Raw genomic sequence first — 14,574 nt, forward strand, 5'->3', positions numbered from 1 at the left:
AAAAGCTTAACGGAACGGTCGTGCCAATAGAAAGCGCCATAGGGCGTTTCTATGTTTGGTGTGGGACAAAAAATGTTGGCAACACGACGTCAGCGGATATGTCGTGCGTAATGCTTAGGATTGAACCGCGTGACGATCAGCAACATAACCACCACCACCGCCGTCAGCGACCACCAGGCCCATTCGAAGCTGCCCAATTGGTCGCGGATCATCCCGGCAATCAATGGCGACAGGCCAGCAATCAGGTAGCCGACGCCCTGCACAAACGCGGTCAGGCCACCGGCGCGGCGCGGGTTGTCCAGGTGGTCGAGGGACAGGATCAGGCTCATCGGAAATAGGCCGCCGATGCCCAGGCCCAACAGGCAAGGCCACAACAGGCTCAAGTGTTGGGGCATAAGAATGAGGCCGCAGAAACCCAGGATGATCAGCACCAGCAGCACCGCGACGACCCCGCGTTTATCTTTTCGGCGGTTGGCGATGGCCGGGGTGACCAGGCCGGACACCACTTCCATGGCGGTCAAGAACCCCAACAACAACCCTGCGTTCTGTTCGCTTAAGCCTTGCTCCACGTAATACGGCGCCAGCCACGCCAGCACACAGGTGTAGGACGCGGTGCCGAGGCCGAAAAAGATCGCCAGCAACCACGCGCGACGGTTACCAAAAAATGATTCCTGCGCGCCGGAACCGGCTTGTGGCAGCGGCGGCATCGTCGCGCGCTGGGCGTACCAGAACACCAGCGCCAATAACGCCAGCGCCGCCCAGATCGCCAGGCCGATGCGCCAGCTGCCGGTCTGCACCTGCACAAATGGCGCGAACGACGCCGCGAGTGCCGCGCCACCCATGATCGCGGTGACATACAGGCCCATGAACAGCGACACGTTATCGCCAAAGCGTGTCTTGATCAGCGCTGGCATCAGCGCCTGGATCATGGCGATGCCGACGCCGGCAGCAATGGCACTGACGATCAACTCCAGCGCCGAATCCAGAAACAGCCGCGACAGTGTGGCCAGGCCAATCACCAGCAACGACAGCACAATGCTGCGGTGCTCACCAAAGCGTTTGCCCAGGCCCATGCCAAAAAACATCGCCAGCCCCATCGCCATGACCGGCAGCATGGTCAGCAAGGCGGCGCCGCTGAAGCTCAGCGGTACCTCGCCGCGAATCGAAGACAATAGCGGGCCAATGGCAGCCATCGACGGGCGTAGGTTAAGGGCGACCAGTACAACGCTGATCATCAGCCAGATGGCGGTGGTGGGTTTTGCGTGAACGTTTTCCATGGGCGAGCCTTGAATAGACAGGGGCGAATCAGGCCACGCATGGGAGAGAGGGGCAAATGAGAAAGTCGCAGGCGCTATCTAAAAATTGCAGCTGACTGACACACCGCCGATCAAAAAGTGTGGGAGCTGGCTTGTCGTTAGTTAGACCGGATCACATGCTTGATCTCCTGAAACGCCGCCAACCCCCACGGCCCCAATTCGCGGCCGATGCTGCTCTGCTTGTAGCCGCCCCACGCCGTTTGCGGGAAGATCACCTGCGGTGCGTTGATCCACACCAGCCCGGCCTGCAAGGCATTGGCCACGCGCTCGGCGGTTTCGGTAGTGGCGCTCACCACACTGGCCACCAAGCCGAAATCGCTGTCGTTGGCCAAGGCAATCGCCTCGTCCTCAGTGGCAAAACGTCGTACACACAGCACCGGGCCGAAAATTTCTTCGTTCCACAACGCACTGCCCAGCGGCACATCGGTAAACACCGTCGGGCGAATGAAATAGCCTTTCGCCAAGCCCGCCGGCCGATTACCGCCACACACCAACCGCGCGCCCTGCGCGATGCCGCGCTGAATATGCCCGAGCACCCGCTGGTACTGCGCACGGTTGGTCAGCGCGCCCATTTCCACGTCCTCGGCAAACGGGTCTGCCACACGAATCCCTTCAGCCCGTGCCTGCAAACGTCGCAGGAATTCATCCGCCAAGCTGTCAGCCACCAGCACACGGCTGGTAGCCGAACACATCTGCCCAGCGTTGAAAAAACCACCGCCACAGGCCAGTTCCACTGCCAGGTCGAGGTCGGCATCCGCCAGTACCAGCAGCGAGGATTTACCGCCCAATTCAAGGCTCACACCCTTGATGGTTTCCGCCGCGCGCTGCATCACTTGCACGCCGACGGCGTTACTGCCGGTGAAGGAAATCTTCGCCACGCGGCGGTCCGCTGCCAGCGGTGCGCCAACTGCCAAGCCGGTGCCGCAGACCACGTTGAACACCCCGGCCGGCAAACCCGCCGCAGCAATAATCCGCGCCAGTTGCAGCTCCGCCAGCGGCGTGACTTCCGACGGTTTGAGCACCACACAGCAGCCGGCCGCCAGGGCTGGGGCGAGTTTCCAGGCGGTGGTCACCATTGGGAAATTCCACGGCACAATCAGCCCGACCACGCCGCACGGTTCACGGCGCAGGCGCGCGCTGAAATCGTCGGTGGGCAGCGCCACCGCGCAGTCTTGCCCGGCGTCCATGTTTTCGCAGATACCCGCGTAGTAGTCGAAAGTGGCGATCACGTCGTCCACATCGATACCGGCTTCAAACAGCGGCTTGCCGTTGTTGCTCGACTGCAATTGCATCAGCTGTTCGCGCTGCTCGCTTACGCCCAGGGCGATCTTGCGCAGCAGCGCGCCGCGCTCACGGCCGGTGCTTTTCGACCAGCCGATGAAGGCCGCACTGGCCACATCCACGGCTTGGGCCACGGCGCTGGCATCACCCACGCTGACGTGGGCCAAGGTGGTTTCAGTCGCCGGGTTTATCACCTCAAGCACGTCATGGCCCGCACGCCATTCACCGCCGATAAACACACCGTTCACGACTGCGCTCATACCGCCACCTCCAGCATCCAACGGCCTTGGTCGATTTCAATCAGCGTCGGCCCCTGGCGATCAGCGGCGGCGCGTAATGCCGTGCGCAGGTGCGCGATGCCCTGGATGCTTTCGGCCGTGCAGCCCAAGGCTTGGGCCACGCCGATAAAGTCCGGGGTGTAGATGTCCACGCCAACCGGTTCGATGGCGCGGTTGAGCATGTATTTCTTGATCTCTTCGTAGCCCTGGTTATTCCACAGCAGCACGATGACCGGCACGCGCGCTTCCACCGCGCTGGCCAGTTCCGGCAAGGTGAATTGCAGGCCGCCGTCGCCGATCAGGCACACCACCGGTTGCCCGTCGCCGCGTCCCAGCCAGGCGCCGATGGCGGCGGGCAGGGCGTAACCCAGGGTGCCGTAGCCGGTGGATGAGTTGAACCAACGGCGCGGGTGGTTGAGGTTCAGGGTCAGGTTGCCGCTGTACACCGGCTGGGTGGAATCGCCCACCAGCACGGCGCCGGGCAGTTCCTCCAAAACGGTGTGGAGGAACAGGGTTTGCGCGCAGGTGGCGGCGTCCCAGGTCGGCGTCAGTTCGGCCCACAAGCGGGCGACGCGTTGAGCGCCCCAGTTTGGATCGCGCGCGGGCAAGGCCTGGGTGTTCAGCTCGGCCAGCAGGGCTTCGGCGGCCATGTGCGCATCGGCCACCAATGCGACTTTCGGCGGGTAGTTGCGCACGGTTTGGTCGGGGTCGATGTCGATGCGTAGCAGCGCACCGGGTATCTTGAAACCGCCGGCGAAGGTCACGTCGTAGTCGGTTTCCGCCAATTCGGTGCCGATGGCCAGCACCACATCGGCCTCAGCGACCAGCGCGCGGGTGGCGACCAAGGTCTGGGTCGAACCGATCAGCAGCGGGTGCGCCGAGGGCAGCATGCCCTTTGCGTTGATGGTCAGGGCCACCGGTGCGCCGAGGGTTTCGGCCAGGCGGGTCAGTTCCTGGGCGGCATCGATGGCGCCGCCACCGGCCAGAATCAGCGGGCGTGTTGCCGCTGCGAGCAATTGGCTCATCTGCTTCACCGCCGACGGCGCGGCACCGGCACGCGCCACGCTGACCGGCTCGCTGCCGAGCAGTGCGTCGGCATTTTCCACCAGCACATCCAGCGGAATTTCGATGTGCACCGGGCGCGGTCGCCCGGCCTGGAACAGCGCAAAGGCGCGCGCCAACACGCCAGGCAACTCTGCCGCCGACATCAAGGTATGCGAGAACGCCGCCACGCCTGCGATCATCGCGCCCTGGTTCGGCAGCTCATGCAACTTGCCGCGACCGCCGCCCAGTTGGCTGCGCGATTGCACGCTGGAAATCACCAGCATTGGGATCGAGTCGGCATAGGCCTGGCCCATGGCGGTGGTGATGTTGGTCATGCCCGGGCCGGTGATGATGAAACACACCCCAGGCTTACCGCTGGTGCGCGCATACCCGTCGGCCATGAAGCCGGCGCCCTGTTCGTGGCGCGGGGTGACGTGACGGATGCTCGAGCGCGCCAGGCCGCGGTACAACTCCACGGTGTGCACGCCGGGGATGCCGAACACCTGGTCCACGCCGTAGCTTTCCAGGAGGTTGACCAATACTTCGCCGCAGGTCGCCATACATGTCGCTCTTGTTATGGATTCGAGGCGCTATTGGAGCGGCTGGCCGGTAGCGGCAACAATCGATAAAAAGTCATACTAGCCATGTCCTCACGTCATGGCTCAGCCCCTATGAAACGCCTGCCACCGCTGCCCGCGCTGCACACCTTCTGGGTCACGGCCCAGTGCTGCAACTTCACCCGCGCCGCCGAGCAGTTGCACATCACCCAAGGTGCGGTGAGCCGACAGATCGCCGGGCTGGAGAGCCATTTGGGCTACGCCTTGTTCCAGCGCCAGGCGCGCGGTTTGGCTCTGACCGAAGAAGGCCGAGAGTGGTCGCTGCGCGCGCAGCAAGTGTTTGGCCTGATCGGTGACGCGGTGGAGCAGATCGGCAGCCGCCGCGCCACCTTGCAACTCAAGGCTTCTACCTGCGTGATGCGCTGGTTGCTGCCGCGCCTGATGCAGTGGCAAAAGGAACGCCCGGATGTGCCGGTGGAACTGACCACCACCGTGGCCTACACCGTGGACTTTCGCCGCGAGCAGTTTGATGCAGCGGTGATCTATGCACCCATCGCCGAGCAATCGGCCCAGGCGCGGCATTTGTTTGATGAACAACTCACGCCCGTCTGCGCGCCGGGTTTACTCGGCGGCTTGCACACACCGGCTGATCTGCAACAACAGGTGCTGCTGCACCCCGCGCGGGATGAGCGCGATTGGGCGTTGTGGCTCAAAGCGGCGAATACGCGGTTGAGCAACCTGGCCCAGGGGCACCATTTCGAGACGTTGGATCTGGCCATGACGGTGGCGTCCCAGGGTTCCGGGGTGGCGATTGGCGACAGTGCGTTGATAGGCGAGGATGTGAAAGCGGGGCGGTTGGCGACGCCGTTTGAATTAAGGGTGCCGACGGGGATGGGGTATTACTTGGTGTATCCGCCGGGGACGGAGCCTCAGGTTGGGCTTGAAGCACTGATGGATTGGCTAGTGAGCCAAGCCCAACAGTCGTAATACCGAAGATTCAAATGTGGGCGCCGGGCTTGCCCGCGATGCAGGCACCTCGGTGTGTCAGTCACACCGCGGTGAAGCTATCGCAGGCAAGCCAGCTCCACACAAGCCAGCTGCCACAGTTTTGACCGTGTAAGGCTTAGTAACCCACGGTGAAACGCTGACGCGAGTGCTTCGGCGTTTCCACTTCGTCGATCAGTGCGATGGCAAAGTCAGCAAAACTGATCCAACTACGGCCTTCGGCACTCACCAGCAACTCATCCTGGCCCACACGGAATTGGCCGGTGCGCTCGGTCTCAACGAACTCCGCCGACGGCGACAGGAAAGTCCAATCCAGCTCTTTTTCCTGGCGCAGCGTGTCCAGGAACGCAGCACCGGCACTGGCTTCGGCCTTGTACTCCGCCGGGAACCCCGGGCTGTCGATCACGCGGCTGCCATCGGGCAGCAACAACGAACCTGCACCGCCCACCACCAGCAGGCGTTTCACCGAGGCTTTCTTCACCGGGCCGATCACGGCACTGGCCGGCAGCGTGGCGAAATGCGCCGCACTGATCACCACATCGTTGCCGCTGACGGCCTGTTGCAACGCTTCGGCATCCAGCGCATCGACTTGCTTGACGGTAACGCCTGGGCGCGCCGCCAGCGTGTCGGTATTACGTGCGATGGCCGTGACGGTATGCCCACGACGCAGCGCTTCTTCCAGCAGTTGGCTACCGGCACGACCGGTGGCACCAATAATTGCAATCTTGCTCATAACGCTCTCCAGTCAGTCAGGGTTAAAAAACCATTCACCACTTCATTTCGCCCTTGGCGACTTTGGCGCTCAGGTCCAGCGAGCTTTCGTCGGCGAGGTTGGGGTAGCGTTTTTTCATCGCTGCAATCAGGGCGGCGGAGTCCTTGGCTTTGGCGGTTTCGACGTCGAACGCCTTGATGTAGTCAGCGGTAAAGGCCACGGACTTCAGTGACGGGCTGCCCAGGAAATGGCCTGGAATCACGGTAGTCGGTTTCAGCTGTTGGATACGTTGCAGTGTTGCCAGCCAATCCTTGTGGGACTGTGCGCTTTGGGTGTCGGCCATCCACACGTGGATGTTTTCGGCGACTACCACACCGCCGACCACGGCCTTGATCGAGGGGATCCACACAAAGCTGCGATCCGGCTGCGGGCCGTCCAGGCCGATGATTTCCAGTGGTTGACCTTCGAGGGTCAGGCTGTGGCCTTCAAGCACGTGCGGCACGATGGTTTTTGCCGGTTTGTCGGCGCCCATTTTCGGGCCCCAGAATTCCAGCTTGCCGGCGACGGTGGCCTTGATATGGTCGACCACCGGTTGCGGTGCCAGCACCTTGGCGTCGGGGAACGCGGCGGTCAGGGTGTCGAGGCCGAAGTAGTAGTCCGGGTCGCCATGGCTGATGTAGATGGTGGTCAGGTGCTTGCCGCTGGCGCGAATTTTTTGCACCAACTGCTCGGCCTGGCCTTTGCCGAATTGTGCGTCGACCAGGATCGCGTCTTTTTCGCCGCTCACCAGTACCGAGCTGACCGGGAAGATCGCAGCTTCACCAGGGTTGTACACGTCGAGTTTCAGCGCTGCCGCCGAAGCTTGGGCGGCGAAGGCCAGGGCGGCGGTCGCGAGGGTCAGGCGTTTGAGGGTGGATAGCATCGGGGCAGCTCCAGTGATCGTTAAAGGATGCACAGAGCTTAGTTGCACTAAACGCCACAAAAAATGCGATGCTGAAACATAGTTTGTTTCTAAAAGCGTGCAAATCATGGATCGTCTTCAAGCAATGCGGGTGTTTGTCACGGTAGTCGACCTGGGGAGCCAGTCAGCCGCCGCTGATCAGTTGGACCTGTCGCGGCCAGTGGTTTCACGTTATCTGGCCGAGCTTGAGGATTGGGTGGGCGCTCGCCTGATGCACCGCACGACGCGCAAGCTCAGCCTTACCGCGGCGGGTGGCGAAATGCTGCCCCGTTGTCGGCAAATGCTCGAATTGTGCAACGACATGCAGTCGGCCGTCAGTGAGCCGGACGAATCGCCGCGTGGCCAACTGCGGCTAAGTGTCAGCAGCTCGTTCGGCCAGGCGCAGTTGGCGGATGCCGTGGTCGAGTTCGTCAAACGCTACCCGTTGGTCAGTATCGACATGCAGATGCTCGACCGTACGGTGAACCTGGTGGATGAGCGTATCGACCTGGCCATCCGCACCAGTTTTGAGCTGGACCCCAATCTGATCGCTCGCAAGTTGACGCTCTGCCGCTCGGTGATTTGCGCCTCACCGGCCTACTTGCGGGAGCATCCGCACCCGCAGCACGTGCACGACCTGGCGGAGCACAACTGCCTGACGCACTCCTACTTCGGCAAAAGTCTGTGGCACTTCACCGAAAATGCAGAGCCGGTGTCGGTGGCGGTGCAGGGCAATATCAGCGCTAACGAGGCGACCACCCTGTTACGGGTGACGCTGGCGGGCGCTGGGGTGGCGCGGCTCCCCAGCTATCAGGCGGGTGACTACATCCGCAGCGGCGAATTGATCCGTTTGCTGCCCGAGGCCGAGCCGCAACAGATGAATGTTTACGCGGTGTTTGCCTCGCGCAAACACATGCCGTCGGCGCTGCGCAGCCTGCTGGATTTCCTGGTGCAGCGGTTCCCGGAGGAGCCGGTTTGGGATATCGGCCTCTGAACCCGACATAAAGATGTTGAATGGCGCCCCATAATGGCAACTTGCCCTGAGTGACCTATGCTTTAAACAGCACCGAGTCGTTTCATTCAGAGGTGTGCCATGACTCTAAAAATCAGAAAGTACCTAATGATCTTCATCCTGTGCGCTGTGGCGACAGCGCTGTACGGCACGGCCGCCTACCGGGTTGAACAGACCCGCATGCAGCCGACCTTTGCGATTAGCTGCCATCAGGACCTGTGTGTTCCGCGTACCGGCAGTTTCAGCGCGCTCAGGTAGGCTGCTCAGCCTGATCGGTCCCACGCGCAGCAAAGGAATGCAGCAACGCACGCTCCGCGTTCGAATCAATCGGCTTTCAATTGCTCGCGAAACGCCTTGGGCGAAAACCCGACCCGTCGGCGAAACAGCCGAGAGAAGTTGGTGGGGTCGGAAAACCCCAACACCTCCGACATCTCATTGATGGTCATGCTGGTGTAGGTCAGCAGGCGCTTGGCCTCCAGCAACTGGCGGTCATGCATGATCTGCAGCGCAGGCTGCCCGCCCAATTCCCGACATGTGCCGTTCAGGTGTGAGACCGAGATGCCCAGTTTGTGGGCCAGGTCTTCAATTTTCGGGTGTTCGCGGTAATGCTGTTCAACCAGTTGGGTAAAACGCCGGAAATACTCGCGCCCACGTGGTGCTCGCGGGTGGCGGCGCTGGATGGCCTGGCGGCTGATCCATACCAGCAACACGCTGACCAAGGCGTGCATCATCATGTCACGCGCCGGTTGCTCATCGGCGTATTCGTCCTGCAGGCGGGCAAACAGGCTGTTGAGGTAGTCGCTGTCCTTGCCTGCCGCGTAACTGCCCAGGGTCTGCAAACCGTCCACCGTCGCGCCCAGTTGCGTCTGCATATAGCTGACCAGCGGCGCCGACAGCGTCACGACGTAACCTTCGACATCCTCGGCAAACCGAAACCCATGCACACACAAAGGCGGCAGCACCTGCAAGGTCGCTTCGCTGAGCGTAGTGCGCAGGCCTTCGATCTCCAATTGCGCCTGGCCTTTGTGCACGTACAACAACTGGCAGAGGTCCGCGTGCCGGTGGGGCTGGATTTCCCACTGGTACTCCCGGCTGCGCCGGGAAATGGTTTCACAGTGCAACAAATCAGGGGTCGGCCATTGCTGGCTTTCCCCGTAAAGCTTGAAGACCGGAATCGCGGTACTGGCAGTTTTGGTCATGGTTTCAATCCGATACTCAGGATAGTGGTGCGGTAATCGCCCCGATTGGCAAAAAGCGCAGGCTTTGTCTCAGTTTTCACCTTCTTATGGCGGCCACTCAAGTGAAAAATGATCAGCAACATGATGAATGACAACTCTTTCACCTGATCCGTTCGGGTGAAGCTTACGGGTTATAAAAATAATGAAAACGCTGAAAACCCAAGTCGCCATTATTGGCGCCGGTCCCTCAGGATTGCTGCTTGGCCAACTGCTGCACAATGCGGGTATCCAGACCCTGATTCTAGAGCGTCAGAGCGCCGATTACGTGCAAGGCCGCATCCGTGCCGGGGTGCTGGAACAAGGCATGGTCGACCTGCTGCGCGAGGCCGGCGTCAGCCGGCGTATGGATGCCGAAGGCCTGGTGCATGACGGTTTTGAGCTGGCGCTCAATGGCCAGCTCAGCCACATCGACCTCAAGGGTTTGACCGGCGGCCAGTCGGTGATGATCTACGGCCAGACCGAAGTCACCCGCGACTTGATGCAAGCGCGTGCAGCCGCCGGCGCCGTCACCCTGTACGAAGCATCCAACGTGCAGCCCCATGCCCTCAAAAGTGATCGACCCTGGCTGACCTTCGAACATCAGGGTGAGGCCTTTCGCCTGGAGTGCGACTACATCGCCGGTTGCGATGGTTTCCACGGCGTTGCGCGTCAGGCGATTCCGGCTGAGTCGCTGCAAGTGTTCGAGCGCGTCTACCCCTTCGGCTGGCTGGGCATTCTTGCCGACACGCCGCCGGTGCACGCGGAGCTGGTCTACGCCAAGCACCCACGCGGCTTTGCCCTGTGCAGCATGCGTTCGCCGACCCGTAGCCGTTATTACCTGCAAGTGCCGGCTGAAGAGCCGCTGGATGAATGGTCGGATGAACGGTTTTGGGATGAGCTGAAAACTCGCCTGCCGAGCCAACTGGCCGAACAACTGGTCACCGGGCCTTCCATCGAGAAAAGCATCGCGCCGCTGCGCAGCTTTGTGGTGGAGCCGATGCAATACGGGCGCCTGTTCCTGCTTGGGGATGCCGCGCATATCGTGCCGCCCACCGGCGCCAAGGGCTTGAACCTGGCCGCCAGCGATGTGAGCACGCTGTTTCGCATCCTGCTCAAGGTGTATCGCGAGGGGCGCGTGGACTTGTTGGAAAAGTACTCGGCAATCTGCCTGCGTCGGGTGTGGAAGGCCGAGCGGTTCTCCTGGTGGATGACCTCGATGCTGCACCAGTTTCCCGAGGCGGACGGCTTCAGCCAGCGCATTGCCGACAGCGAGCTGGCATATTTCATCCACTCGCAGGCGGGTCGCAAAACCATTGCAGAAAATTACGTCGGGCTTCCTTACGAAGCTATCGAGTAGCCTGCTATCGTATCGAGCATTCCCGCAGGCCCTTCCTTTCCTGCGGGCCTTGCTCGAAGGTTCTGCCGTGACCCGCCTCAATCAGCCCACCCAACCCGTCCCCGCCGTGCGCAGTGTGCTGGCCGCCTTGATGATGGCGATCTTCCTTGGCGCCCTGGACCAGACCATTGTCGCCGTGTCCATGCCGGCCATCTCCGCGCAGTTCCACGACGTCAACCTGCTGGCCTGGGTGATCTCTGGCTACATGGTGGCGATGACGGTGGCGGTGCCGATCTACGGCAAGCTCGGCGACCTGTATGGGCGCCGCCCGATGATGCTGATCGGCATGGGCGTGTTCACCCTGGCCTCGCTGTTTTGCGCCATGGCCCAAAGCATGGAGCAACTGGTGCTGGCGCGGATTCTCCAGGGCATCGGTGCCGGTGGGATGATCTCGGTAAGCCAGGCGATCATCGGCGACATCATTCCACCGCGTGAACGCGGGCGGTATCAGGGCTACTTCAGCAGCATGTACGCGGTGGCCAGCGTGGCCGGGCCGGTGCTCGGCGGTTACATGACCGAGTACCTGTCCTGGCGCTGGGTGTTTTTGATCAACCTGCCGCTGGGCGCCGGCGCCTGGTACGTGGCCCATCGCACGCTGGTGGGGCTGCCGGTGCCGCAGCGCAAGCCGATCATCGATTATCTCGGCACCGTGCTGATGATCGTCGGCCTGACCGCCTTGTTGCTGGGCATTACTGAAATCGGCCAGGGCCATCATTGGCGTGACCCGCAAGTGTTGGGGCTGCTGGTCTGTGCGCTGGTGGCGCTCACGGTGTTTGTCTGGCATGAACGCCGTGCGCGCGAACCCTTGCTGCCGATGCACCTGTTCGCCAACCGCAGCGCGGTGCTGTGCTGGTGCACGATTTTCTTCACCAGCTTCCAGGCGATCTCCCTGACCGTACTGATGCCGCTGCGGTATCAGACGGTGACCGGCTCAGGCGCCGACAGTGCCGCGCTGCACTTGCTGCCGCTGGCGATGGGCTTGCCGATGGGCGCCTATTTTGCCGGGCGCATGACCTCGGTGACCGGGCGTTATAAGCCGATGATCTTGACGGGCGCGTTGTTGAGCCCGTTTGCGATTCTGGGCATGGCCTACAGTGCGCCGCAGGCGGTGTGGCTGACGGCGGTGTTCATGTTGCTGTGCGGGATTGCGGCGGGGATGCAGTTTCCTACGTCCCTGGTGGGGACGCAGAATTCGGTCGAGCAGCGGGATATCGGCGTTGCGACCAGCACCACCAACCTGTTTCGCTCGTTAGGCGGGGCGGTGGGCGTGGCGTGCATGTCGGCCTTGTTGCTGGCGTTGTTGCAGGATTCCAGCTTTGCGCACTTGGCCAGCGGTGCGCTGGTGGCCGAAGGCAGTTCCGGGAATGTCTTGCTGGACGGCTTGAACGCCGCGCCAGGGCCTGCGCAGGATGCATTGCGCGGGGAGTTGGCGGTGACGTTTCGGCATTTGTTGATGGTGAGTGCGGCGGTGTCGTTGCTGGGGTTGGCGGCGGCGCTTGCGATGCCTAACCGCGTGCTGCGCGGGCGTGAAGACAACGCTAAGTAATTGACACAATGATGAGCGAACTGTGGGAGCTGGCTTGCCTGCGATGGGCATAGGTATCTACGCAACTTTTTGTGTTGCTTTTAGCCTGCGATGGTTTAGTTAGATTGAGTACATATCCGTTGCTGCGGTAACGGCTTCGTAGGGTTCCGCTCTTACAGCGGCTCACTTTTGGAAAGACCCAAAAGTAAGCAAAAGGTCTTTGCCCCACCACTCGGTGCCTCGCCTAGGCTCGGCATGCCCTCACTCCGGCTTGAATCCGTGGGCCGCCGCCATGGGCCATCCTTGGCCCATCGCGGCTAACCCGGCGTCCTGCCGGGTTACCCACGGATTCAAGCCTGCGTTCGGCCATCGTGGTTAACGGGGCGCCTCAGATCAAGATCAAGATCAAGATCAAGATCAAGATCAAGATCAAGAGCAAGAGCAAGAGCAAGAGCACGGCGGCCTAGTAGCCGACCTGAGTGGTTGAAACAAAAGCAAGGCAGAAGCAGAGCACCACCCTATCTAGCTGATGTAATGAGATCCCAATGTGGGGAGCGGGCTTGCTCGCGAATGCGGTGGGTCAGTTACACATGAGCTGACTGACCCACCGCATTCGCGAGCAAGCCCGCTCCCACAATTTTGACCGAGTTTAGCTGCCAGCACCGCAGTGCTCTGCTTTTCTGTGGGAGCTGGCTTGCCTGCGATGGCATCAACTCGGTGTACTTGATAGACCGAGGTGTCTGCATCGCAGGCAAGCCAGCTCCCACATTTGATTGAGTTTCAGCTTCCACTATCAGGTCGGCTGCCAGGCCGCCTCGGTTTTGCTTTTGATCTAACCACTCAGGTCGGCTACTAGGCCGCCGTGCTCTTGCTTTTGATCTTGATCTGCTTTTGATCTTAGGCGCCCCGTTAAACCACGCTGGCCGAACGCAGGCTTTGGAGCGTGGGTAAACCGGCAGGACGCCGGTTTAGCCGCGATGGGCCAAGGATGGCCCATGGCGGCGGCCCACGGTCCAAAGCCGGAGTGAGCAACCGTGTCGAAATTCAAGCCATTTCAGCGAAATGCTTTTGATCGCGCACCATCGCATTCAAGATCGTCAGCAGCTTTCTCATGCATGCAACCAGCGCTACTTTCTTCGTCTTTCCTGCAGCAAGCAGATGGTTGTAGAACCTCTCGATCACCGGGTTATGGCTCTTCGAGGACAAGACGGCCATGTAAAGCACACTTCGAACCTCAGCTCGACCACCCCATATCCGTCTACGCCCTTTGTAGAGGCCGCTATCGCAGTTAAAGGCGCCACACCAACCAAGGCAGCCACTTGTTTGCGATTAACCTTGCCCAGCTCCGGAACCATCGCCAGCAGCGAAAGTGCGAGCACGTTGCCAACACCAGCGACCTCGCGTAGCAAATCATAATTGGCCTTCCAGACCGGGGAAGCCTTGATGGCTTCGTGCAAGTCATCGTCTGTGCTTTTAAGCCGCTTTTGAAGCCAGGTGATATGTGCCTTGATGTCTCTTCGAAGTGCCTTGAATACCGCCTGCTTCAGCCGAGACTCCTCCGCCACGATCATGTCGATGAGTTGGCGGCGTCGAGTGAGTAGATCTGCCAGCTCACGAGTGTGTTCATCTGGCATCTCTCGAATCTCGGGTTTGACCGCCTGGGCAAACTCCGCAATCACCTGGGCATCCAGAGCATCGGTTTTAGCCAACCGACCGGTAGCTTTGGCGAAATCACGCACCTGGCGGGGTTGACGACAACGACTGGCAGTCCCGCAGCGCAAAGCTCCGCAGCCGCAAGCCGCTCATATCCCCAGTTGCTTCCAACACCACCAAAACCGGCTCCTGAGCCTTGAGATGTTTAGCTAAACGCTGGATATCTTCTTGAGTATTGAAAAACTGTTCGACTTGGCCAGTGGTGCTGACAAATGAGTCGAGCTTGTTTTTGGAAACATCAATTCCGACAAACGCAGAGTCATGGTCCATGGTGTTTTCCTCACGTCCAACCTTGCAGAATCGGGCTTCGCGCCCTGGCAACCGTTCGGACTAGTTTAGGAAGGAATCTGCTTCGACCCACGCTCACTCACGATCTCGAAATCCGAGGGCATAACGGTCTGAAGCAGATGAAAATCATCTTACAAGGGCACACCGAAGCGTGAGCGAGGTGCCGAGTGGTGGGGCAAGAGCCCTTTTGGTTACTTTTGGGGCTCTTTTCCAAAAGTGACCCGCTGTAAGAGCGGAACCAATAGCAGCCGTTACCGCAGCAACGGATATGTACCCAGCGCCCCCGCGAC

At 60.9% G+C, this 14,574-nt stretch carries 11 protein-coding genes and 1 pseudogene; 5 read left to right on the forward strand and 7 right to left on the reverse strand.

Annotation, left to right across the window (positions count from 1 at the left end; translation table 11 throughout):
• Positions 1-89: 89 nt before the first annotated feature.
• From K0P33_RS09165 to K0P33_RS09175, 3 genes are all read right to left on the reverse strand, one after another.
• Complete coding sequence (locus K0P33_RS09165) at positions 90-1,277, reverse strand: cyanate transporter (protein ID WP_242154927.1); 1,188 nt, start codon at positions 1,275-1,277, stop codon at positions 90-92.
• A gap of 137 nt (positions 1,278-1,414) precedes the next feature.
• Positions 1,415-2,857, reverse strand: a complete 1,443-nt coding sequence (locus K0P33_RS09170; RefSeq protein ID WP_242154929.1) for an aldehyde dehydrogenase family protein — start codon at positions 2,855-2,857, stop codon at positions 1,415-1,417.
• Positions 2,854-4,479: a 5-guanidino-2-oxopentanoate decarboxylase gene (locus K0P33_RS09175; RefSeq protein ID WP_242154931.1), complete on the reverse strand. Its 1,626-nt coding sequence runs from the start codon at positions 4,477-4,479 to the stop codon at positions 2,854-2,856. The genes K0P33_RS09170 and K0P33_RS09175 overlap by 4 nt, the downstream gene beginning before the upstream one ends.
• Before the next feature lie 111 nt (positions 4,480-4,590).
• Between K0P33_RS09175 and K0P33_RS09180 the strand changes: the two genes are divergently transcribed.
• Positions 4,591-5,463, forward strand: coding sequence for a LysR substrate-binding domain-containing protein (locus tag K0P33_RS09180; protein WP_242154933.1), 873 nt, complete (start codon positions 4,591-4,593; stop codon positions 5,461-5,463).
• Between the two features lie 136 nt (positions 5,464-5,599).
• On the opposite strand, the gene K0P33_RS09185 is transcribed toward K0P33_RS09180, so the two are convergent.
• Both K0P33_RS09185 and K0P33_RS09190 read right to left on the reverse strand, forming a co-directional pair.
• Entirely contained in the window at positions 5,600-6,214 is a 615-nt protein-coding gene (locus K0P33_RS09185; RefSeq protein ID WP_242154935.1) for an NAD(P)-dependent oxidoreductase, read from the reverse strand.
• Between the two features lie 34 nt (positions 6,215-6,248).
• Positions 6,249-7,115 carry an MBL fold metallo-hydrolase gene (locus K0P33_RS09190; protein ID WP_094953225.1) on the reverse strand — a complete coding sequence of 289 codons (867 nt, stop codon included), beginning with the start codon at positions 7,113-7,115 and terminating at the stop codon, positions 6,249-6,251.
• 106 nt (positions 7,116-7,221) lie between these two features.
• Here K0P33_RS09190 and K0P33_RS09195 point away from each other — a divergent pair, with 106 nt between their 5' ends.
• Both K0P33_RS09195 and K0P33_RS09200 read left to right on the forward strand, forming a co-directional pair.
• Positions 7,222-8,127: a LysR family transcriptional regulator gene (locus K0P33_RS09195; RefSeq protein ID WP_094953223.1), complete on the forward strand. Its 906-nt coding sequence runs from the start codon at positions 7,222-7,224 to the stop codon at positions 8,125-8,127.
• Positions 8,128-8,226: 99 nt separating this feature from the next.
• Entirely contained in the window at positions 8,227-8,403 is a 177-nt protein-coding gene (locus K0P33_RS09200) for a hypothetical protein (RefSeq protein WP_242154937.1), read from the forward strand.
• A 65-nt stretch (positions 8,404-8,468) separates the two neighbouring features.
• On the opposite strand, the gene K0P33_RS09205 is transcribed toward K0P33_RS09200, so the two are convergent.
• Positions 8,469-9,344, reverse strand: a complete 876-nt coding sequence (locus K0P33_RS09205) for a helix-turn-helix domain-containing protein (protein ID WP_094953222.1) — start codon at positions 9,342-9,344, stop codon at positions 8,469-8,471.
• 190 nt (positions 9,345-9,534) lie between these two features.
• Between K0P33_RS09205 and pobA the strand changes: the two genes are divergently transcribed.
• A complete protein-coding gene (pobA, locus tag K0P33_RS09210) occupies positions 9,535-10,719 on the forward strand; it encodes a 4-hydroxybenzoate 3-monooxygenase (RefSeq protein WP_176463002.1) in 1,185 nt (394 codons plus the stop codon).
• A 67-nt stretch (positions 10,720-10,786) separates the two neighbouring features.
• Positions 10,787-12,304, forward strand: coding sequence for an MDR family MFS transporter (locus K0P33_RS09215; RefSeq protein ID WP_242154939.1), 1,518 nt, complete (start codon positions 10,787-10,789; stop codon positions 12,302-12,304).
• 1,023 nt (positions 12,305-13,327) lie between these two features.
• On the opposite strand, the pseudogene K0P33_RS09220 reads toward K0P33_RS09215, so the two are convergent.
• A pseudogene (locus tag K0P33_RS09220) lies at positions 13,328-14,266 on the reverse strand (IS110 family transposase).
• Positions 14,267-14,574 lie beyond the last annotated feature (308 nt).

It is taken from the genome of Pseudomonas sp. ArH3a (assembly GCF_022648765.1).
Lineage (GTDB): Bacteria > Pseudomonadota > Gammaproteobacteria > Pseudomonadales > Pseudomonadaceae > Aquipseudomonas.